14 protein-coding genes are annotated in these 21,413 nt (G+C 73.4%); 9 read left to right on the top strand and 5 right to left on the bottom strand.

Features of this window, described 5'->3' with window-relative positions; genetic code table 11:
* Positions 1 to 48: 48 nt before the first annotated feature.
* A complete protein-coding gene (locus ACFV9T_RS24065; RefSeq protein ID WP_385443709.1) occupies positions 49 to 714 on the bottom strand; it encodes a hypothetical protein in 666 nt (221 codons plus the stop codon).
* A gap of 307 nt (positions 715 to 1,021) precedes the next feature.
* On the opposite strand from ACFV9T_RS24065, the gene ACFV9T_RS24060 reads away from it, so the two are divergent.
* Together ACFV9T_RS24060 and ACFV9T_RS24055 are read left to right on the top strand one after the other, a co-directional pair.
* The gene (locus tag ACFV9T_RS24060; RefSeq protein WP_385443708.1) at positions 1,022 to 2,170 is read left to right on the top strand and encodes a rod shape-determining protein; all 1,149 of its coding nucleotides are present in this window, start codon (positions 1,022 to 1,024) and stop codon (positions 2,168 to 2,170) included.
* A 126-nt stretch (positions 2,171 to 2,296) separates the two neighbouring features.
* On the top strand, positions 2,297 to 4,495 hold the full coding sequence (locus ACFV9T_RS24055; protein ID WP_385443706.1) for a DUF6049 family protein: 2,199 nt from the start codon (positions 2,297 to 2,299) through the stop codon (positions 4,493 to 4,495).
* A gap of 3 nt (positions 4,496 to 4,498) precedes the next feature.
* On the opposite strand, the gene ACFV9T_RS24050 is transcribed toward ACFV9T_RS24055, so the two are convergent.
* The gene (locus ACFV9T_RS24050; RefSeq protein ID WP_385443704.1) at positions 4,499 to 5,770 is read right to left on the bottom strand and encodes a nucleotide sugar dehydrogenase; all 1,272 of its coding nucleotides are present in this window, start codon (positions 5,768 to 5,770) and stop codon (positions 4,499 to 4,501) included.
* A gap of 212 nt (positions 5,771 to 5,982) precedes the next feature.
* On the opposite strand from ACFV9T_RS24050, the gene ACFV9T_RS24045 reads away from it, so the two are divergent.
* Entirely contained in the window at positions 5,983 to 7,689 is a 1,707-nt protein-coding gene (locus tag ACFV9T_RS24045; RefSeq protein WP_385443703.1) for a glycerol-3-phosphate dehydrogenase/oxidase, read from the top strand.
* 29 nt (positions 7,690 to 7,718) lie between these two features.
* On the opposite strand, the gene ACFV9T_RS24040 is transcribed toward ACFV9T_RS24045, so the two are convergent.
* Positions 7,719 to 8,873 (bottom strand): serine hydrolase domain-containing protein, encoded by a 1,155-nt coding sequence (locus ACFV9T_RS24040; RefSeq protein ID WP_385443700.1) that lies wholly within the window; start codon positions 8,871 to 8,873, stop codon positions 7,719 to 7,721.
* Positions 8,874 to 9,085: 212 nt separating this feature from the next.
* On the opposite strand from ACFV9T_RS24040, the gene ACFV9T_RS24035 reads away from it, so the two are divergent.
* Together ACFV9T_RS24035 and ACFV9T_RS24030 are read left to right on the top strand one after the other, a co-directional pair.
* A complete protein-coding gene (locus ACFV9T_RS24035) occupies positions 9,086 to 11,278 on the top strand; it encodes a serine/threonine-protein kinase (RefSeq protein WP_385443698.1) in 2,193 nt (730 codons plus the stop codon).
* 161 nt (positions 11,279 to 11,439) lie between these two features.
* Positions 11,440 to 14,250, top strand: coding sequence for a protein kinase (locus tag ACFV9T_RS24030; RefSeq protein WP_385443697.1), 2,811 nt, complete (start codon positions 11,440 to 11,442; stop codon positions 14,248 to 14,250).
* 6 nt (positions 14,251 to 14,256) lie between these two features.
* Here the strand turns inward: ACFV9T_RS24030 and ACFV9T_RS24025 are convergent, their stop codons facing one another.
* Positions 14,257 to 15,804: a class I adenylate-forming enzyme family protein gene (locus ACFV9T_RS24025; protein WP_385443695.1), complete on the bottom strand. Its 1,548-nt coding sequence runs from the start codon at positions 15,802 to 15,804 to the stop codon at positions 14,257 to 14,259.
* 133 nt (positions 15,805 to 15,937) lie between these two features.
* Between ACFV9T_RS24025 and ACFV9T_RS24020 the strand changes: the two genes are divergently transcribed.
* The 3 genes from ACFV9T_RS24020 to ACFV9T_RS24010 all read left to right on the top strand — a co-directional run bounded on the left by ACFV9T_RS24020 (position 15,938) and on the right by ACFV9T_RS24010 (position 19,183).
* Positions 15,938 to 17,101 (top strand): acyl-CoA dehydrogenase family protein, encoded by a 1,164-nt coding sequence (locus ACFV9T_RS24020; protein WP_385443693.1) that lies wholly within the window; start codon positions 15,938 to 15,940, stop codon positions 17,099 to 17,101.
* A gap of 2 nt (positions 17,102 to 17,103) precedes the next feature.
* On the top strand, positions 17,104 to 18,093 hold the full coding sequence (locus ACFV9T_RS24015) for an acyl-CoA dehydrogenase family protein (RefSeq protein WP_385443692.1): 990 nt from the start codon (positions 17,104 to 17,106) through the stop codon (positions 18,091 to 18,093).
* 484 nt (positions 18,094 to 18,577) lie between these two features.
* Positions 18,578 to 19,183, top strand: coding sequence for an ATP-binding protein (locus tag ACFV9T_RS24010; RefSeq protein WP_385443690.1), 606 nt, complete (start codon positions 18,578 to 18,580; stop codon positions 19,181 to 19,183).
* Between the two features lie 249 nt (positions 19,184 to 19,432).
* On the opposite strand, the gene ACFV9T_RS24005 is transcribed toward ACFV9T_RS24010, so the two are convergent.
* On the bottom strand, positions 19,433 to 20,359 hold the full coding sequence (locus tag ACFV9T_RS24005; RefSeq protein ID WP_385443688.1) for a cyclase family protein: 927 nt from the start codon (positions 20,357 to 20,359) through the stop codon (positions 19,433 to 19,435).
* 111 nt (positions 20,360 to 20,470) lie between these two features.
* On the opposite strand from ACFV9T_RS24005, the gene ACFV9T_RS24000 reads away from it, so the two are divergent.
* Positions 20,471 to 21,382: an SDR family oxidoreductase gene (locus tag ACFV9T_RS24000; RefSeq protein ID WP_385443687.1), complete on the top strand. Its 912-nt coding sequence runs from the start codon at positions 20,471 to 20,473 to the stop codon at positions 21,380 to 21,382.
* Positions 21,383 to 21,413 lie beyond the last annotated feature (31 nt).

Genomic DNA, 21,413 nt, shown 5'->3' with positions numbered 1-21,413 from the left:
ACCGCGATGCGGTCGGGGCCTTCCCTCTGTGCCGTGTGGGCGCTTCGGTCAGCGGTTGCTGAGCCGGAAGGCGGTGCCGGCGGCGGCCGCCGGGGAGAGGATCATGAAGATCCAGGTGATCGCGTCGGCGTCTTCCTTCCAGCCGTCGAAGAGGTCGCCGAAGTGATCGAAGAAGATCTCGTTCGCGGACGGGACGCTGGCGGAGGACGCGGCGGCACCACCGATCTTGTCCACGTAGTTGGAGGCCGCCTCGTTCATGATCATGGCGTAGCCGTACAGCTCACCGAGGAACACGGCGGCGAGTGCCAGAACCGCGCCGACGACCCACAGCGCCACGTTGCGGCCGCCGAGCTTGAAGACCACGAAGCCGACGAGCGCGCCGAGCGCGATACCGGCGTACGCGAACTTCGTGACCTCCGGCGGGTTCGAGTCGGTGTCCGCGAGCGAGCTGAGCAGGAACGCGTACGCCAGCGCGCCGACGAGAGCGGCCACGATGGCGGCGCCGACCGCGGCGAGCGGGTTGCCCTGGCGGCCCACCTGCGGTGCGGGCGGCGGGAATCCGCCGCCGTACTGCGGCTGGGGCGCCTGCGGCTGCTGGGCCTGGCCCTGCGGGTAGCCGTAGCCGGGCTGCGGCGCGGCGGGCTGCTGCGGGTAACCGGGCTGCTGCTGCGGGTAACCGCCTTGCTGCTGCGGCTGCTGCCAGTTCTGGCTCATTCAAATCCCCCGGGGGTGCTAGTGATTCGCGTCCAGGGACAGCCGTGGCCCAGGTGCGGCGCCGACGGGAGAACGCGAACGATTCGAGCCATAAAAGTAACAGGAGTGCATGACAACCAGACAAGTCACGTCTGGGGTCCGTGACATGCCTGGGACCAGACGGAGACATGAGGTCCCGGTAAAAGCGGATATTGATCCGCTATCCGGTGACGCGCGGGTGACGCGCGGGCGGCAGTGCCGATCCGCACGGTGGAGCGAATCTTGGCGGCGACAGGACAGAATCCGGCATAAGCAATAATGTCAACTTATGGCGCAGAACAAGTCGTTCACTGGGCGAGACATGGGTATCGACCTCGGCACCGCGAATACGCTGGTGTACCTGCGGGGCAAGGGCATCGTGCTCAACGAACCGTCGGTCGTGGCGGTCAACACGGTCGACGGCAATGTGCTGTCGGTGGGTTCGGCAGCGAAGGAGACCATGGGGCGGACTCCGACGAACATTGTCGCTGTTCGACCGCTCCGGGATGGGGTCATCGCCGATTTTGAGGTCGCCGAGCGCATGCTGCGGTACTTCATCAAGAAGGTGATGGGCAGCCGTCGGCTGGCCCGGCCCCGCGTCGTCGTCTGTGTGCCGTCCGGCATCACCGGTGTCGAGCGGCGCGCGGTGATGGAGGCCGCCACGCAGGCCGGAGCGCGGCAGGTGCATCTGGTCGAGGAGCCGATCGCGGCGGCGATCGGCGCGGGGCTGCCGGTGAGCGAGCCGACCGGTTCGATGGTCGTCGACATCGGCGGCGGTACGACGGAAGTGGCCGTTGTCTCGTTGGGAGGAATCGTCACGGCGCGCTCGGTGCGCACGGCGGGCGACGCGATGGACGTGGCGATCAGCACGTACGTCAAGAAGCAGTACGCGCTGGCCATCGGGGAGCGCACCGCCGAGGAGATCAAGGTCTCCATCGGCTCCGCCTCACCGACCGGCTCCTGGTCGGCGCCGCGCGCCGGAGCGGCCGTGCGGATGACGGAGCGCAACGTCGAGGTGCTCGACAGCGGGGACAACGAGGACACCCAGGCCCTGCTGCCGCCCGACCGCTGCACCATTCGCGGCCGGGACCAGGCCACCGGGCTGCCCAAGGTCCTCGAACTCACCGCGGACGAGGTGCGGCACGCGCTCGCCGAGCCGGTGGACAGCATCGTCGCCGCCGTCCGGTCCACGCTGGACGAGACCCCGCCGGAGCTGGCGGGCGACATCATGGACCGAGGCATCGTGCTCACCGGCGGCGGCGCGCTGCTGCGCGGTCTGGACGTACGGCTCGGCCGCGAGCTGGACATCCCGGTGCTGGTCGCCGACGACCCGCTGGACTGTGTCGCGGTGGGCACCGGGCGCTGTGTCGAGGACTTCGCGTCCCTGCGCGCCGCGATGGAAGCCAGCCCGCGCCGCTCCGACACCGTGCGGGTCTGACGTCGCCGGTCCCTCACCATCGGGCCGCCCCGGCGTGCGGCCCGGGGGCCGCCGTGGTGCGCTGGTGACCGGACCGGTGCGTCGGACCGGTGCGTCAGTGCGTCAGGCGGGAGGTACGGCGGCGAGGTGACGGCAGGAGCACGGGCGTACGGGTGGACGATCGCCGTGGCGGTCGCGCTGCTCCTGCCCGGCGGGCCCGCAACCGCCGCCCCTGTCCCTGCCCCCGTCCGGGTCGCCCCTCGGAACGCGCCCGCCCCGCGCCCGTACCCCCTCGCCGTCGAACTGCGGTCGCTGAGCCCCGCCGTGGTCCGCCACGACGGCGAGATCAGGATCAGCGGCACCGTCACCAACACCTCCGGGCGGCGGATCACCGGCGCCCACATCGGCCTGCGCATCGGCGCGGCCGGGGCCGCCGACACCCGTGGCGCCCTCGCCGTCCACGCCGCGCGCACCGCCCTGACCCGCGCCGACGGCCCCGAACTCGCCGACCACACCGCCCGCCTCGCCCGGCTCGACGCCCACGCCGGGCGCCGCTTCGACCTCACCGTGCCCGTCTCCGGCCTGGGGCTGGAGGGCGCCGGCGCGTATCCGCTCACCGTGACCGCCGCCGGTGCGGACGGCACGGTGCTCGGCCTGACCCGTGGCCAGCTGCCCGTCTACCCCGACGGCAGCGGCCTGCGGCGGATGCGCACCACCGTCCTGTGGCCCCTCACCGACGTCCCGCACATGGAGGCGCTGACCCGGCGCACCGGCGACGACAGCGTGCTGCCGGTCTTCCGCGACGACGCGCTGACCGCCGCGTTCGGCCCCGGCGGGCGGCTGCGGCGGCTGGTCGAACTCGGCGAGGACGAGCCGGTGACCTGGGCGATCGACCCCGATCTGATCGTCCAGGCGCAGGCCATGGCGCGCGGCTACCGGGTGGCCCGTACGCCCGGCAGCAGCGATCCGCAGGAGGCCGGTCCCGGCCGGGGCGGCAAGGCGGCGGCCGGGTGGCTGGCCGCGCTGCGCAAGGCGGTACGCGGCCGGGACGTCGTCGTCCTGCCGTACGCGGACCCCGATCTGGCCTCGCTCGCCCGCGTCGGCGACCCCGCGCTCGTCGCGCTGCTGCGCCGCGCGTCCGCCACTGGCACCTCGGTGGTGAACCGGGCGCTGGATGTCCGCGCCCGCGACGGGCTGGCCTGGCCCGCGCGCGGCGCGCTCGACACCGGGATCGCCGGATACGCGCGGCGGCTCGGCCTGGACACGGTGCTCGCCTCCGGCCAGGGGCCCGGCCCGTACGGCGCGTCGCTCGTCGCCGGGGGCGCCACGGACGACGGGGCCGTCGCCATCGGCGGCGGGAGCACCGCGCTGACGTACGACGCGACCATCGCCTCCCTGCTGTTCGACAGCCACCCCGCCGAGGGCGCCGCCGGTGAGCCCGCCCGGCTCGCGCTGCGGCAGCGGCTGCTGGCCGAGACCCTGACGGCCGTACGGGAGCTGCCGTACGCGGCGCGCGACCTGGTCGTCGTACCGCCGCGCCGGATGCCCGCCGGGGTCGCGCGGACGCTGCTCTCGGCGCTGGCCACGGGTCAGGAGGCGGGCTGGCTGGAGCCGTCGCGGTTCGAGGTGGCGCTGCGGGATCCGGAGCCGGGGGAGTTGCGGGACGGCGGCGGCCACCCGGCCGCGCCGCACGCCTCCGAGCTGCCGCCGGAGCGGCTGGCGGCGGTCGCCCGGAACCGGCGGGCGCTGCGCGCGCTGGCGAAGGTGCTGTCCGACGCGCGGGCCACGGTGGCGTCGGTGCGCGCGGCACTGGCCCGGTCGGTGTCCACGGCGTGGCGGGGCGACGCGGCGGGGGCGCGCGCCTACCAGGAGGGCGTGGCCCGCTATCTGACCGCGTCGATCGCCTCGGTGCGGCTGGTGCCCAAGTCGCGGGTGGTGGTGACCGGGGGCTCCGCGACCATCCCGGTCACGGTCGCCAACGGGCTGCAGCAGGACCTCACCGGGGTCGAGCTGCGGGTGCTCTCCAGCCGCCCGGAGCGGGCCCGCGCGGTCGACGGCGCGGTGGCGGTACGGGCGTCGCGGGCGGTGAGCCGTACGGTACGGGTCCGGGTGAGCGCCCACGCGAACGGCCCGGTCCGGCTCACCGCCCAGCTCCACACCCGCGCCGACGGCCGCCCGTGGGGCGCGCCGATGACCTTCACCGCCGAGGTGCGCTCGGTGCCGTCGGGCGCGGTCGCGTTCGTGGCGGGCGGAGTGGCACTGATCGCCCTGGCGGCAGCCCTGCGCCTGCGGACGGCGCGGCGGCGGGACGCGAGAAGGCCGCCCGGCGGCCCCGGCGGGCGGTGACCCCTACAGCCGGTGGGCGGTGCCTGCTGGGCTGGCGCCTCGGGTGTCCAGGAGCAGCTGGGCCTTGGCCGCCAGGCCCTGGAGGTCGTACGTGCGGTGGTGCTGCAGCAGGACGGTCAGGTCGGCCTCGGCCGCCGCCTCGTACACCGCGTCCGCGCGCGGCACCGGGCGGCCGAGGACCCGCCAGCCCGGCACGTACGGATCGTGGTAGCCCAGCTGGGCGCCCAGCTCCATCAGGCGGGCGGCGATCTCGCGCGCCGGGGAGCCCTCCTCGTCCGCCACGTCCGGCTTGTAGCTGACGCCGAGCAGCAGCACGTGGGCGCCGCGCGCGGACTTGCCGTGCTCGTTGAGGAGCGCCGTACAGCGCCGGGTGACATAGCCCGGCATCCGCCCGTTGACCTGCTGCGCCAGCTCGACCATGCGCAGCGGGAGGCCGAGGCCGCGCTGCGGGTGGGTCATCCGGTCGCATTCGATGGGCGCGCCGTGGCCGCCGACGCCGGGGCCGGGGCGGAAGGACTGGAAGCCGAACGGCTTGGTCTCGGCGCAGCGCACCACGTCCCACAGGTCGACGCCGTTGTCGTGGCAGAACGCCGCCATCTCGTTGACCAGGGCGATGTTGACGTGCCGGTAGTTGGTCTCCAGGACCTTCACGGTCTCGGCCTCGCGCGGTCCGCGCGCGCGGACGACCTTCTCGGTGAGGCGGCCGTAGAACGCGGCGGCCGCCTCGGTGCAGGCGGGGGTGAGGCCGCCGATGACCTTGGGGGTGTTGGCGTAGCCGTAGACGCGGTTGCCGGGGTCGAGGCGGCCGGGGGAGTACGCGAGGTGGAAGTCGCGCCCGGCCCGCAGCCCGGACCCCTCCTCCAGCAGCGGGCGCAGGAATTCCTCGGTGGTGCCGGGGTACACGGTGGATTCCAGCAGAACAGTGGTGTGCGGGCGCAGCCGCCCCGCCAGGGTGCGGGCCGCCTCGCCGACCGCGGACAGGTCGAGCCTGCGGTCCTCGCCGAGCGGGGTGGGGGAGCAGATCACGGCGGTGCGGACCCGGCCCAGGTCGGCCGGGTCGGTGGTGGTCCGGAAGCCGCCGGAGATCATCCGGCGCAGTTCGGCGGCGGTCAGCGAACCGTCGCCCGCCCCGGTGGGCAGCCGCCCGGCCCGCAGCTCGTCGGCGGCCCGGGAGTCCGGGTCGTAGCCGACCGTACGGATTCCGGCGGCGGTGGCGGCCTGGGCGAGCGGGAGGCCGAGATGGCCGAGTCCGACGACGGCGAGATCTGCGGGCATGACTTCGAGCCGTCCTTCCCGAGACGGTTCCGGAGACGGTTCCGGATGGCGCAAAGGCAGACTAAGCGGAAATATGACTCGTATTCAGTATTGACGGAGGATGGCGACGCGGTGTTGCGGTCACCAGCAGGGCAGCGGCATGGCACGGCGAGGAGAAAGCCAGGAAAATCGGCAGGCGAGCGTCGTGACGTCGATCACTACGGGAGGCAGCGGTGAACACACCGGCACTGGGACCGGCCGAGCGCGGTCAGGCGCTGGCCCGGATGGCGGACCGTGAGCTGGACGTGCTGGTCGTGGGCGGTGGCGTGGTCGGCGCGGGCACCGCGCTCGACGCCGCGACCCGCGGCCTGGAGACCGGGCTGGTCGAGTCCAGGGACTGGGCCTCCGGCACCTCCAGCCGCTCCAGCAAACTGGTCCACGGGGGCTTGCGCTACCTGGAGATGCTCGACTTCGCCCTCGTCAGAGAGGCGCTGAAGGAGCGCGGGCTGCTGCTGGAGCGGATCGCCCCGCACCTGGTCAAGCCCGTCCCGTTCCTCTATCCGCTCAAGCACCGGGGCTGGGAGCGGGCGTACGCCGGGGCGGGCGTCGCGCTCTACGACGCCATGTCGATCTCCTCCGGGCACGGCCGCGGGCTCCCCGTCCACCGCCATCTCTCGCGCACCCGCGCGCTGCGCGTCGCCCCCTGCCTCCGTAAGGACGCGCTGGTCGGCGCGCTCCAGTACTACGACGCGCAGGTGGACGACGCGCGCTTCGTCACCTCCCTGGTGCGCACCGCCGCCCGGTACGGCGCGCAGGTCGCCAACCGGGCCCGGGTGGTCGGCTTCCTGCGCGAGGGGGCGCGCGTCGTCGGGGCCCGGGTGCACGATCTGGAGCAGGGCGGCGAGTTCGAGGTCCGGGCCCGTCAGGTGGTGAACGCCAGCGGGGTGTGGACGGACGAGACGCAGGCGCTGATCGGGGAGCGGGGCCAGTTCCACGTACGCGCGTCCAAGGGCATCCACTTGGTCGTGCCCCGGGACCGCGTCCACTCCACGACCGGGCTGATCCTGCGCACCGAGAAGAGCGTCCTGTTCGTGATCCCGTGGGGGCGGCACTGGATCATCGGCACCACCGACACCGGCTGGGACCTCGACAAGGCGCACCCGGCCGCGTCCAGCGCCGACATCGACTATCTGCTGGAGCACGTCAACGAGGTGCTCGCGGTGCCGCTGACCCGCGACGACGTCGAGGGTGTGTACGCCGGGCTGCGCCCGCTGCTGGCCGGGGAGTCGGACGCGACCAGCAAGCTCTCGCGCGAGCACACGGTCGCCCATCCGGCGCCGGGCCTGGTGGTGGTCGCGGGCGGCAAGTACACGACGTACCGGATCATGGCCAAGGACGCCGTGGACGAGGCGGTGCACGGCCTCGACCGGCGGGTCGGGCCGTGCGTCACCGAGGAGGTGCCGCTCGTCGGCGCCGTCGGCTACACGGCGCTGTGGAACGCGCGGGCGCGCATGGCCAAGCGCGCCGGGCTGCACGTCGCCCGCGTCGAACACCTGCTGAACCGGTACGGCGCGCTCGCCGAGGAGGTCCTGGAGCTGATCGCCGCCGATCCGTCGCTCGCCGAACCGCTCACCGCCGCCGACGACTACCTGCGCGCCGAGGTCGTCTACGCCGCCTCCCACGAGGGCGCCCGCCACCTGGACGACGTCCTCACCCGGCGCACCCGCATCTCCATCGAGACCTTCGACCGGGGCACCCGGGGCGCCCGCGAGGCGGCCGAGCTGATGGCGCCGGTGCTGGGCTGGGGGCCGGAGCAGATCGACAAGGAGGTCGAGCACTACGAGAAGCGGGTGCAGGCGGAGCGCGAATCGCAGCGGCAGCCGGACGACCTGACGGCGGACGCGGCCCGGCTGGGCGCCCCGGACATCGTGCCGCTGTAGGGCGGTACCCGTGGCGGGGCTAGGCGGGGCTATCGGCCCGCGCAGAACTCCGCCGTGAGCAGGGCCGTCTCGGCGTCCGGGTCCGGCGGCCCGGCGCTGTTGAGGCGGTAGACGAGGGTGCGGCGGCCGTCGCTGGTGGCCACGGCCAGCGCGTACGAGCCGTTGACCTGCCCGTTGTGCCCCCAGACCGTCGTCCCGCACGACAGCCGCACCGGGAACAGGCCCATCCCGTACCGGCCGCCGGACGCCGAGGTGTCCTCCATCCGCCGCAGTTGGGCCTGCGGCACCGCCCGGCCGCGCAGCAGCGAGCCGAGCAGCCGGGACAGATCGTCCAGCGTGGATATCATCTCGCCCGCGGCACTGGCGGACGACGGATCCAGGTCGGTGACATCGCGCCAGGCCCCGCCCCGCCGGGCGTCGTACCCGTGGCCGTGCGGGGCCGGGAGGGTGGTGCGGGTGCCGGGGAACGAGGTGTCGCGCAGCGCGAGCGGGGCGAGCACCCGGCGCCGGGCCTCGGCGGCGTACGGGCGCCCGGTGACCCGCTCGACGACCATGCCCAGCAGCACGTAGTTGGTGTTGGAGTACCGCCACGTCGCCCCGGGCGCGAAGGCGGGCCGGTGGGTGAGGGCGGTCCGTACGAGGGAGGCGGGGCTGTGGGCCGTCGCATCGGTCCTCGTGCCGTTCGCGGCCGACAGCTGACGGGCCAGCACCGGGTCCTCTGTGTAGTCGAACAGCCCGCTGGTGTGGGTGAGGAGCTGGCGCAGGGTGATTTTTCGGCCATTGTTGCCCTGGCCGCGTATCAGCCCCGGCAGATGTTTCTCGACGGGATCGGACAGGTCGAGCCTGCCCTTGGCGGCCAGCCGCAGCGTCAGCGCCGCGATGACGGTCTTGGTGACGCTGCCCGCGCGGAAGTGATCGTCCCGCTCGATGCGCCGCCCGCTCCGGGTGTCCGCGACTCCCGCCGCGGCGAACCGGGCCGCGCCCCCGTCCCGGACCAGCGCCGCGGCGCCGGGCGCCGCGCCGTCGGTCACCAGCCGCCGCAGGGCGGCTGTGAGGGTGCGGTGCTCCTGGCGCGCGGCGGACTTCCGGCGGTCACCGCTCACGCTCGCGCGGGCGTCCGTGTTCGCCGTACAGCCCGTCAGCGCGACGCCCATGGCCGCGACCAGCGCCACGGCGGTCGGCATCCGGCCTCGCCTGTGCCATCGTATGGCGGAGATGGGCATGACACGGGCCTTTCCGTTCCCTGCGGACCCTCCGATGTTCGCAGGTGCCGGGACGGCCGCCGCACCGTGCCCGCTCCGCGCCCGGACCCCGGGCTTTCCCGGGGTCGTGGATGAGAGACAATGGGGGCTCTCCCAGGGTGGGTTCAGGGTGGGTTGATTCGCAGAGGGGTCGCATGTCGGAGGCTGAGAAGACGCAGGGTTCGACTGGGCGCCTCCTCGCCGGGCGTTACCGGCTGGGGGAGATCCTCGGTCAGGGCGGCATGGGCACCGTCTGGCGCGCGAGCGACCAGACCCTCGGCCGTACGGTCGCGGTCAAGGAGCTGCGCTTCCCGTCCAGCGTCGAGGAAGACGAGAAGAGACGGCTCATCACCCGCACGCTGCGCGAGGCGAAGGCGATCGCCCGGATCCGCAGCAACGGTGCCGTCACCGTCTACGACGTGGTCGACGAGGACGACCGCCCGTGGATCGTCATGGAGCTGATCGAGGGCCGTTCGCTCGCCGATGCCGTCCGGGACGACGGGCCGCTCACCCCGCAGCGCGCCGCCGAGGTCGGGCTCGCCGTCCTCGACGTGCTGCGCGCCGCGCACCAGTCGGGCATCCTGCACCGCGACGTGAAGCCGTCCAACGTGCTGATCTCGGACGACGGCCGCGTCGTCCTCACCGACTTCGGCATCGCCCAGGTCGAGGGCGACCCGTCCGTCACCTCCACCGGCATGCTCGTCGGCGCGCCCTCCTACATCTCCCCGGAGCGGGCCCGCGGCCACAAGCCCGGCCCGCCGTCCGACCTGTGGTCGCTGGGCGGCCTGCTGTACGCGTCGGTCGAGGGCGTACCGCCGTACGACAAGAGCACGGCCATAGCGACCCTCACCGCCGTGATGACCGAGCCGGTCGAGCCGCCGAAGAACGCGGGCCCGCTGGAGGAGGTCATCTACGGCCTGCTCAACAAGGACCCCGACCAGCGGCTGGACGACGCGGGGGCGCGGGCGCTGCTGGAGCACGCGCTGAGCGCGCCGGAGGACACGGCCAAGGCGGTCCCCGCCGACGCGACCCGCACGATGACCTTGCCGCCCGCCCCCTCGGCGGAGGACGAGGTGGCTGCGGGGGGCAAGTCCGCGGCGGTCGCGGAGCGCGCCCGGGGTGCGCTGAAGTCCGTACGGAACGCGAAGGCCGACCAGAAGGCGGCCCCGGCGAAGAAGCCGGAGACGGCGAAGAAGGCCGAGTCCTCCTCGACGTCCGCCGCGTCCACGAAGTCCTCCTCTGGGGCCGCCGGGTCCTCGACGGCCGCGAAGGACGCGGAGCCCTCAGAGCCCTCGAAGCCCTCGAAGCCCTCGAAGCCTTCGCTGTCCTGGCCGACCGCTGGGTCTTCTGAGTTCTCCGGGTCCTCTGAGCCGTCCGGGTCCTCGAAGAAGGGAGCGGCCGCCGCCGGTTCGGCTGCTTCCGGTTCCGCTTCCGCCTCCTCTTCGTCCTCCGCTTCCGGTTCCGGGCAGCCCGACGGCGGGTCGAGCCCGTATCGTCCGGTGCCGCCGCGCGCCCCGATCACCGATGTGGTGTCCAAGCGGACGCTGATCATCATCGCGGTGGTCGTGGTCGTCATCGTGGGCACCGTGCTCGCCATCGCCTTCAGCGGTGACGACGGCGACAAGTCCAAGGGCGCGTCCGGTGCCAAGGCGTCGGCCTCCGCCGGTGCGTCGGACGACCGGCAGAGCGGCAAGGACGCCGGTGCGTCCGGCGGGACGAACAGCACGGCCCCGGACGGCAAGACGTCCGGCGGCTCGACGGAGCAGACCGACGCCGAGAAGTCCAAGGGCGGCGACGCGGACGACGACGGCGGCAAGGGCAAGGACGAGGGCAAGGGCGGCAGCGGGGACGACGGCGGGAGCGGCGGCAAGGAGGAGGGCAAGGGCGCCTCCGTGCCGGGCGGTTACGAGACCGTCAAAAGCTCCGACTTCCCCTTCACCATGGCGATGCCCAAGGGATGGTCGGTGCACTCGGGGAGCTACAGCGGCAGCCGAACGTACTACGGCGGCTCCAGCATCCCGCGTATTCAGATCGACTTCACCTCCTCCCCGAAGTCGGACGCGGCGGCCGAGTGGCGCAAGGGCGAGGCCTACGCGCGGAGCAGCATGTCCGGGTACAAGGGCCTCGGTATCAAGTCGGTCCAGTGGCGCGGCTACCCGACCGTCGCGGACTGGCAGTTCGAGCGTGACCAGGACGGTAAGCACGTACGGGTGCTCAACCGCGGCTTCAAGGTGGACGGCAGCCACGGCTTCTCCATCATGATCACGTGCGAGGCGAGCAAGTGGGACGAGAAGGAGTGCCGGACGCTGCGCGACACCGCCTTCAAAACCTTCGACATCACGGACTGAGCACTCCTGACGGCGAAGCGTCGCGCAGGCCCGTATCGTGAGTGCCCGTAGACCGTGCGCAGTCGCATGAACCCGCCAAAACGACCATAATTGACGGCTTGGTGCTGTGCTGATCGCATAAGGGACGTTGAACGCGCTGATCGTGCGCGAGGGGAGGCGTCGTGGACGAGTACGCGGGCCGGGTGCTGGCCGACCGGTATCGCCTGCCCGTGCCGTCCGCCGACGAGTACGAGTTCACCGAGACCCGCGCCTTCGACACCTACAGCGGACAGCCGGTTCATCTGCGGCAGATACCGCTTCCGGAGGTCGTCGACGCCGAAGTCGTCGACGACGACGGCCACCCGGGCGGGGCGCTCAACGGAGCGTCCCGTACCGCCCGGGGCGCGGGCGACCCCGCCGTACGGCGCGCCCTGGAGGCGGCGACCGCGGCGGCGCAGGTCCCCGACCACCCGGCGCTCGGCCAGGTCTTCCACGTCTTCACGGAGGCCGGAAGCCTGTGGATCGTCAGCGAACTCGTCGCCGGGCGCCCGCTCGCCGCGCTGCTCGCCGAGCAGAATCTGTCCCCGCACCGCGCCGCCGAGGTCGCCAGCGACGTCCTGACGGCGCTCCGCGCGCTCCACGCCCACGGCTGGACGCACCGCAACATCACCGCCCGCACGGTGCTGTTGTGCGACGACGGCCGGGCGATGCTGACGGGCCTGGCGGCGGGCGCGGCGGAGGAGGCGCTGTGCGGCTACGACCCGGTGCCGAGGCCGATGGACGGCGGCGCGGCCGCTGAGGCCGAGGGCTACGGCGGCGCGCCCCCCGCCGCCCCTACCCCGGCGCTGCCGCACGGCTACGAGAGCGCCCCGGCCGATCAGCGTCCGGGCGGCGAGTGGCCCGGGGGCGAGCGCCCTGGCGACGAGTGGTCCGGCGGCCAGGGCCCGGCGGCGTCGCCGGGGCCGCGTACCGGCGCGCAGGGGCCCGCCTACCGCGACCAGGGCCCGGTCTACCGCGACCAGGGCGCGGCGGGCGGCTTCGCCGCTCCGCGCGGCGCGGGCGACGGCGACCATGAGGCCGGGGCGTACGGCTATCCGGAGTCGGCCGGGTCGGCCGGACCGCATGAACACCACGGCCGCCGCCCGGACTTCAACGGACTGGGCAGCGGTACCGGCAGCGGTACCGGCTTCGGCACCGGCTTCGGCACCGCGCCAGGCGGCTGGGACGGGCCGGAACCGGAAGCCGAATGGGCCGCCGACGGGACCGGGCACATCCCGGCGCAGGGCGCCGGAGACGACGTACAGGGCGGCGCCACGGACGACGCGCAGGGGGCGGCCGCGCGCGCGGCGCGGGCGAAGGCCATCGCCGCGTACGCGGCGGGAGCCCGCGCGGCCGCCGCACGGGCCAACGCCGACGCACCCCAGCACCCCGCCTCCGCCCAGGAGCCGGGGCCGGGACCGCTCACCGGGGGCGCGCCCTGGCCCGGCACCACTGCCTCCGGTTTCGATTCCGCTTCTGGTTCCGCTGCCGCTTCGGTTTCCGCTTCCCCCACGCCGGAGGGCGCCACGGTGCCCCGGCAGCCGAACGGCGAGGGCGGCGGCGGTTCCTGGGACAGCGGCGGCACGGCGGACGGCGGCCCGCCGCGCGGTCCCGCCACCGCGCTCGCCGCCGAACGGGCCCGGCAGGCGCGGATCGTCGTGGTCGGCGCCGTCACCGAGCGCTGGGCGCCCGAGCAGGCCGGACCCGTACACGAGAACTGGCAGCTGGCGCCGCCCGTCGGCCCGGCCGCCGACCTGTGGGCGCTCGGCGTGCTGCTCTTCCGCGCCGTCCAGGGCCACGCCCCGTACCCGGAGGAGAACGCCGCCGAGCTGGTGCAGATGGTGTGCGCGGAGGCGCCCGCGTACGCGGAGGAGTGCGGTCCGCTGCGCCCCGTCGTCGAGTCGCTGATGCGCCAGGACCCCACCGAGCGGCCCGGCTTCGAGGAGCTGCGCGGCTGGCTGCGCTCGCTGATCAGGTCGGCGCCGGAGCCGGACGTCGGCAGCAGTACGGTCACCGTTCCGTCGATCGGTCCGGGCGGGGGGTCCGACCCCAGCCGGCTGCCGATCGTGCGCCGCCGTGGCTGGCTGGTGCGCAAGGGCCGGGGCCGTCCCGAGCGGGTGCGCCCGGACCGGGTGCGCCCGGAGCGGACGGCGGCCGCGCACGGGCGGCACAAGAGGGCGAAGCCCGCGCGCGAACCGGGCCCGGCCCCGCGAGCGGAGCAGCCCTCGGGCCGCAAGCCGCGCAGGCTGGGGCGGATGCTGCTCCTGCTGATACTGCTGGGCCTGGCGGCGGCGGTGCTGTACGCGATGATGTTCATGCCGCGCGCCGACGACACCGGCAGCCAGGACCGTACGGGCTCGGCGGGCGCCGGGAGCCCGGCGCCCAGCGCCCCCCACGACCCGGCGTCACCGTCGTCTGGCGCGGGCGGCGAGGCCGACCAGGGCGGCGGCACGGCGGAAACGGGCTCCGACGAGCCCCAGTCCACCGAACCGGCCGGTCTCGCCAAGGGCTTCGAGGTCCGCAAGGACCCCAAGGGCTTCACCGTCGCCGTCGACGAGGACTGGACCCGGCGCGGGGAGAACGCGCGCGGGCAGGTCCGCTACATCGGCGGCGACATCGAGCTGGTGATCGTGGCCGGGCGCGACAAGGTGTCCGACTACGGCGCCGACCCGATGGCGTACCAGCAGAACCGGGAGGCCGAACTGGCCGCCTTCCGCGACTCGGCGTGGGCGTCGTCCTCGGGGCTGAAGCGGATCGACGTCGGGCGGACGGCGATGGCCGAGGGGCAGTTCAGCTGGCGGGACAGCAGCGGCCGCGATGTGTACGCGCGCAACTCGGCGATGCTGATCGGCGGGCGCTATCACGTGGTCCTGGCGATAGGCCCGGCCGATGAGCGCCGCGCGGTGAACCAGCACTTCGAGCAGGCGACGGCCACCTACAGCACATCGGGCTGACACCCCCTAACGGACCGCGCCCCCGAACCGCTCCCGCAGCCGGTACTTCAGCACCTTCCGCAGCGTCTCGTTGCGCGGCAGCGCGTCCACCACCTCCACCCTCTCCGGCACCTTGTGCACCGACAGCCCCACGTCCCGCAGATAGGACCCGACGCCCTCCACCGTCAGCGCCGCCGCCCCCACCGGCTGCTCCACCACGGCGCACACCACCTCGCCGCGCTCCGCGTCCGGCAGGCCGATGACCGCCACGTCCCCCACATCCGGATGCCGGTACAGCAGTTGCTCGATCTCCTTCGCGGAAATGTTCTCGCCCTTGCGGATGATGATGTCCTTGGCGCGTCCCGTGAGCACGAGGTGACCGCTTGCCGTCAGCTGGCCGAGATCGCCGGTGCGGAAGAAGCCGTCCGCGTCGAACGCCTCCCGGGTCTGCGCCGCGTCCAGATATCCGGCGCACACCGCCTCGCCCCGCAGCCGCACTTCCCCGTCCACGACGCGGATCTCCATTTCCGCGGGCGGGCGGCCCTCCGTCGTCGCCAGCAGTTCGTCACCGTCGTCCGGCGACCCCATCGTGATCATGGGAACCTCGGTCATCCCGTACCCGTGGGTGAGGCGGCACCCCAGCTCCCGCACCACCTCGTAGTACAGCTCGGGCGGCTTGGGGGCGCCGCCGCCGGCCAGCAGCCGCAGCGTCGGGATGAGCTTGTGCGCGGGGTCCTTGCGCTGCTCGGCCAGGAACATGGAGTAGAAGGCGGTGCTGCCGCCCGCGACCGTCACCCCGTGCCGCCGGTACGCGGAGAGGGAGTCCGGCAGCGCGAAGTGCTCCAGCAGCACGGCGGGGAAGCCGTACAGCAGCAGCATCACCGTGTAGTCGGGCCCGGCGACATGGGCGTACGGGAACGCCATCGAGCCGACGTCGTCGGGTCGCAGCCGCAGCGCGTGGGCGAGGCACGATCCGGCGGCGATGAGGCTGCGGTCGGTGTGCAGCACGCCCTTGGGGTCGGAGGTGGTGCCCGAGGTCCAGTAGATCCAGCGGACGGCGGTCCCGTCGGTGGGCGGCGGCGGCAGCTTCGCCGCCTTCGGGTCGGCGACCGGAAGCGCGTCGTACGCCTCGAAGACGTGCGGCGGCTGCGGCAGCCGGGCGCCCAGCCGGTGTGCCATCGCCGTATGGTCGAAGCCGCGCCAGACCCCGGGGACGGCGAAGTACCGCGCGCCGGACGCCCGTAGCGCGTACCCCACCTCGCGGTCGCGGTAGTACGGGATGAGTGGGGTCTGTACGGCGCCCAGCCGGGCCAGCGCCATGGTCAGCACGACCGTCTCCAGCCGGGTGGGCAGCTGCCAGGCGACCCGGCTGCCGGGGCCCACCCCCATCGCGTACAGCCCGGCCGCCGTGCGCTCCGCGCGGGTGAGCAGGGCGCGGAAGGTCAGCCTCCGGTCGTGTCGGCCGCTGGCGGCGGCCTGGATCAGCGCGGTGGCGTCCGGGGTGAGCGCGGCGCGCCGCTCCAGCAGTTCCCACAGCGTCGCCGATGTGCCGAGGGCGTGTGCGGTGTCGGTCATCCCGGCCTCCCGTCTTGTCGGTCCAGGGGGTGCGGACTAGCCTGCCTCTGCCGCCTGATCTGACGCCTCGTCAGGAAGCCACATCAGAAAAGCACATCAGAAGGCCGCTTCAGAAGAGGGAGGACGGCCGCCGATGGATCTCGCCTTCACCGAGGACGAGGAGGACTTCCGGCACGGACTGCGCGCCTGGCTCGCGGACGTCCTCCCCACCCTGCCGGACCGCCCCGACCCCGCCGACTGGCCCGCCCGCCGCACCTACGACTGCGGCTGGCAGCGCATGCTGTACGACGCCGGATACGCCGGACTCCACTGGCCCGAGGACGCCGGGGGCCGGGGCGCCACCCCCACCCAGCACCTGATCTTCCTGGAGGAGACCGAACGCGCGGGCGCGCCCTACGTCGGCGCCAACTTCGTCGGCCTGCTGCACGCGGGCCCCACCATCGCCGCCGAGGGCACGCCCGCCCAGCGGGCCCGCTGGCTGCCGCCGATCCTCCGCGGCGACCAGGTCTGGTGCCAGGGCTTCTCCGAACCCGACGCCGGATCCGACCTCGCCGCCCTACGCACCCGGGCCGTACGGGACGGCGACAGCTACATCGTCAGCGGCAGCAAGATCTGGACCTCGCACGCCGAGATCGCCGACTGGTGCGAACTATTGGTGCGCACCACGCCCGTAAACCCCGACACGCCGAAACACCGGGGCATCACCTGGCTCGCGCTGCCGATGGACGCGCCCGGCGTGACCGTACGGCCGCTGCGCACCCTCGCCGGGACCGCCGAGTTCGCCGAGGTTTTCCTGGACGAGGTGCGGGTGCCCGTCGACCACCGGATCGGGGACGAGAACGACGGCTGGCGGGTGACCATGGTGACCCTCTCCTTCGAGCGCGGCACGGCCTTCGTCGGCGAGGTCGTCGCCTGCCGACGGGTCCTGGCGGCGCTGGCCCGTACCGCCAAGGCCAACGGGCGCTGGGACGACCCGGTACTGCGGCGGCGGCTGGGGCGGCTCGCGGCCGACTGCGCGGCGCTGTGGCGGCTCACCCAGTGGAACGTGAGCGAGGCGCAGCGCACCGGCGGGGTGCCGGGCGTCGGCGGCTCGGTCTTCAAGCTCCGCTTCTCGGAGGTACGGCAGGAGCTGTACGAGGCGGCCGCCGAGGTGCTGGGCCCGGACGCGCTGGACGCCGGGCACGCATGGGTCGCGGACCGGCTGTCATCCCTCTCGTACACCATCGCGGCCGGAACCTCGCAGATCCAGCGCAACATCGTCGCCGAGCGCATCCTCGGCCTGCCGAAGGGGCGATGACCGTGGACTTTCGGCTTGACGACGACCAGCGGGCGCTGCGGGACGGGATGCGCGAACTGCTGGAACGGCGCTTCCCCCGCGCCCGGTTACGGGCGGTGGCGGACGGCCCCGGGGCGGGCGCGGGGCCGCTGGACCGTGCCCTGTGGCGGGAGCTGGGCACGGCCGGGTTCTTCGCGCTGCGGCTGCCCGAGGCGGCGGGCGGGGTGGGGCTCGGACTGCCGGAGGCGGTGCTCGCCATGGAGGAGGCGGGCCGGGCCCTGCTCCCGGGGCCACTGGTCGCCACCCAGCTCGCGGCGGGGCTGGGCGCCGTCGACGCCGCCGAGGGGGCCGCCGTGGTCACCGCGCTGGACCGGGGTGCCGGGGATGGGTTGGTGGAGCATCTGGCCTCGGCGGACGCCGTGCTGGTGCTGAACGGCGAGGACGCCGGGGTGCGTCCGGCGGCCGCGCTCGCGGACGCGGCACGGCCGATACGTTCCGTGGACCCGGCCACACCGCTGCACCGGGTGGACGGAGTGGCCGCGAGCACGGGCGGCATCGCGGTCGGCGGGGTGGCCGCCCGGCTGCGCCGCGAGGCGGCCCTGCTGACCGCCGCCCAGCAGCTCGGCAGCGCCTCCCGTACGGTCCGGATGGCGGTCGACCACGCCACGGCGCGCTCGCAGTTCGGCCGTCCGATCGGCGCCTTCCAGGCCGTACAGCATCTGTGCGCGCGGATGCTCGTGCGCGCCGAATCAGCCAGAAGTGTGGTGTACGCCGCCGCGGTCACAGAAGAGGCGGGTGACATCGCCGCCGCCACCCTGCTCGCCGACGAGGCGGCCGTCCGTAACGCCCGCGATTGCCTTCAGGTGCACGGTGGGATGGGTTTCACCTGGGAAGCCGATGTCCATCTGCACCTCAAACGGGCCTGGGTGCGCGCCGAACAGTGGCAGACGGCGGCCGCGGCCGAGGAGGAACTCGCCGCCGGACTCCTGTTGACCGGCGAAACAGGTTTGTAACCGGGCTCCATGGATACGCCTGAATTGTTGGGATGTCGCATTCTCTGGGGGAGATCCCCCGAGGCTTTGAGGTGACCGAGCGTTGATATCGGGTTGTTTCCTAGGCGTGACTCGTCACAGGGGGGAGTCGGGCTCCGGCTCGGGTACTCTCCGTTGGGTGCGAGCGGTTTTGGGGTACAACGAACCCGGCGTGGCCCGTGGGGCGACTCCGGGCACACCGATGTGCCCCGCTCGTACGGGGCTCGCTCCGGCGAGGCCTCGCTGTTCGAGTCCCCGGGGCGTGCGTCGCACAGTATGCCCCACGCATACTCCTTGGCGCTGGAATATGACCGAAGCGCTTGTTGGGGTGACTGTACGTCAACCATGCTCTCTCGCAAGGGGGTACCTCCCGGCGGCAGCCGGGGGAGAGTCACGTTCCGTGACCTCCTGGAGGACCTCTTGGAGGTATGAGGCGATGTGTCCGCCGGTTCGGATGGTGTGAGCGGTGCAGGTGCTTCAGATGCAGATGGAGGTCCGGCCCGACCCCGCGGAGGTGAGCCGCGCCCGTCGGTGGGCGCGTTCGCGGCTCGCCGGGTCCGGTATCGGGGCCGATGAGCCGCTCGCCGAGACGTTGATCCTGCTCATCTCCGAACTCGTCACCAACGCCGTGGTGCACACCGGCTGTCCGGCCGTGCTGCGCATGCGCTTTCCCGCGCAGACCGGCACGGGTGGCGGTAGCGACGGTGAGGGCTCGGCCGAGCCCCCCACGGACAAGGGGCCCGAGGTGGGCGCGGTGCGGATCGAGGTCGCGGACGCCAGCGCCCGCGCACCGCGGCAGCGCCGCGCCGACGAGGAGGCCACCAACGGCCGCGGGCTGGAGCTGGTCGACGGCCTCGCGGACCGCTGGGGCTGGCAGCCCGAGGGCGCGGGCAAGCGCATCTGGTGCGAGATCGACCGCGATCGGCGGGACGAGTGCGCGGACGGCGCGGAGCGCGCCGAGCGCGACGATCACGGGGCGCGCGATAAGCCCCTTCTGACGGGGCATGGCGCCTCCCGCGCTCCCTCACATCTGGGTCGGACCCCACAAAGTCCAGACCAGGTGTTGACGTGACGTGGCCGAGTGATCACTCTAGGATCAGCGATTCGTCGCGAGGGGACGCCGAGGGCTATGTGGTCTGTGTGAACCATGTGTTCACGCGGCCGTACCTTGGCGAGTGCGGGTCGCGGCCCGGCGCCTGATCAGGGCTCGGCGCCGGAGCCGGGTGGCGGTGCGCGATGCCGTGCTCGGGGTGTGCATGAGCGCACCGCCGCCCGATAGGCCCAGCCCGCCCGTCCGCCCCCGCCCGTCCCCTCGCTGATCTCAGAGGATCGCCACGGGCGCGACCGGGGCGCCGGTCCCGCCGGTGAACGGCTCGGGCGTGGCCGACAGCAGGAAGGTGTAGCGGCCCTCCTCGGCGCAGGCCGCCGACAGCTCCTCCAGGTTCCAGTTCTGGCCCTGCGGCATGCCCATCTCGACCAGGTCGAGGGCGTGGACGGGCAGCCACAGGTTCTCGATCTCCGGTGGGTAGATCTCGAAGGCGAGCGTGTCGTTGGCGACCGCGGCCACGTCACGGGCGTGGAACCACTCGGGCGTGCGGATCGACAGACCCGGCGACGGAAACGCGTACGCCTCCCGCTCGCCCGCCAGATAGCGCCGCATGTGCCCGGTCCGTACGAGCGCGATGTCGCCGGGCCGGACCGTGACCCGGGCCAGTTCCTCGGCGGCGGCGAGGTCTTCGGGGGTGACGGCGTGCGCCTCGGGCAGCCGGTCCGCTCCCCGGGCGCGCGCGACATCGAGCAGCACCCCGCGCGAGACGATGTGCCGCGCCGTGTCGATGCCGCTGAAGGCCGCGCGGCCATGGGCGGTGACGGAGGCGGCGGGGCGGCCGTTGTAGATCCGGCCGGAGTGCGAGACATGGGCGAGACCGTCCCAGTGGGTACCGGCCTGCAGCCCCATCGTCACGGCGTCGTCGCTGGTGGCGACCGTATCCGGGCCGAACATCTCGGCGTTCACGGCGACCATGGTGTGCAGCGGGTTGACCCGTCCGGGGATCAGCCCGGTCTGGATGCCGTCCTGGCGCAGCGGAACCGCGAGCGGGACGCGGCGGCCGGTGCGCACCGTCGCGGCGGCGTCCCGGACCACCGCGTCGGTGATCAGGTTGAGCGTGCCGATCTCATCGTCGGCGCCCCAGCGCCCCCAGTTGTTGACGCGCTGGGCGATGTCGTGGAACTCGGGCGGCAGCGGCATGACGCCTCCTCGGGAGGATCCGTTCGGTCGGTTCCGTTCCAGGGCTTGTACTCGGGGCGGGTCTGCTCAAAAATCTAACGGTCCGTCAGAAACTCCGGGAGGGGACGCGACGTGGCCAACTTCTTGGACGGCAAGGTGATCGCCGTCACCGGGGCCGGGCGCGGCATCGGACGCGCCGTGGCCCTCGCCTGCGCGGCCGAGGGCGCGAAGGTCGTCGTCAACGACTACGGGGTCTCGATCGAAGGCGGCGAACCCACCAGCGAGATCGCCGAAGCGGTGGTCAAGGAGATCGCGGCGGCGGGCGCGGAGGCGGTCGCGGTCGCCGACGACGTCTCCACCATGGCCGGTGGCCAGCGCATCGTGGACACCGCCGTCGACCGGTTCGGACGGCTCGACGGTGTGGTGTGCGTGGCCGGAATCCTGCGCGAGCGGATGCTCTTCAACATGACCGAGGAGGAGTGGGACCCGGTCGTCGCCACCCACCTCAAGGGCACCTTCACCGTCTTCCGCGCCGCGTCCGCGGTGATGCGGCGGCAGCGCTCCGGCACCCTGATCGGCTTCACCAGCGGCAACCACCAGGGCAGCGTCGCGCAGGCCAACTACGCCTCGGCCAAGGGCGGCATCATCTCGCTGGTCCGCAGCGCGGCCCTCGGCCTGCACAAATACGGCGTCACCGCCAACTGCGTCGCCCCGGTCGCCCGTACCCGCATGTCCGCCAACGTGCCGATGGAACTGAAGGAGATCGGCGAACCGGAGGACGTCGCCGCCCTGGTCGTCTACCTGCTGAGCGAACAGGCCCGCGCGGAGCAGATCACCGGACAGGTCTATACGATCGCGGGCCCCAAGATCGCGGTCTGGGCCCAGCCCAGGGAACTGCGCGCCGGGTACGCCGAGGGCGCCTGGACCCCGGAGAAGATCGCCGACTTCCTGCCCGGCACGGTCGGCACCGACCCCATGCCGCTGCTGGCCCAGCTCGAAGCCATGGCCCGGGCCGCCGCGGCCGACCAGCGCCCCAACGCGTGATCCGCGCGCCCACCGTGCGATGTGAGGAAGG

Source organism: Streptomyces sp. NPDC059850, from assembly GCF_042731515.1.
In the GTDB taxonomy this organism is placed as follows: Bacteria; Actinomycetota; Actinomycetes; order Streptomycetales; family Streptomycetaceae; genus Streptomyces.
Note: the sequence above shows the minus strand (reverse complement) of the source record. Positions and strands in the feature narration are given on the sequence as shown.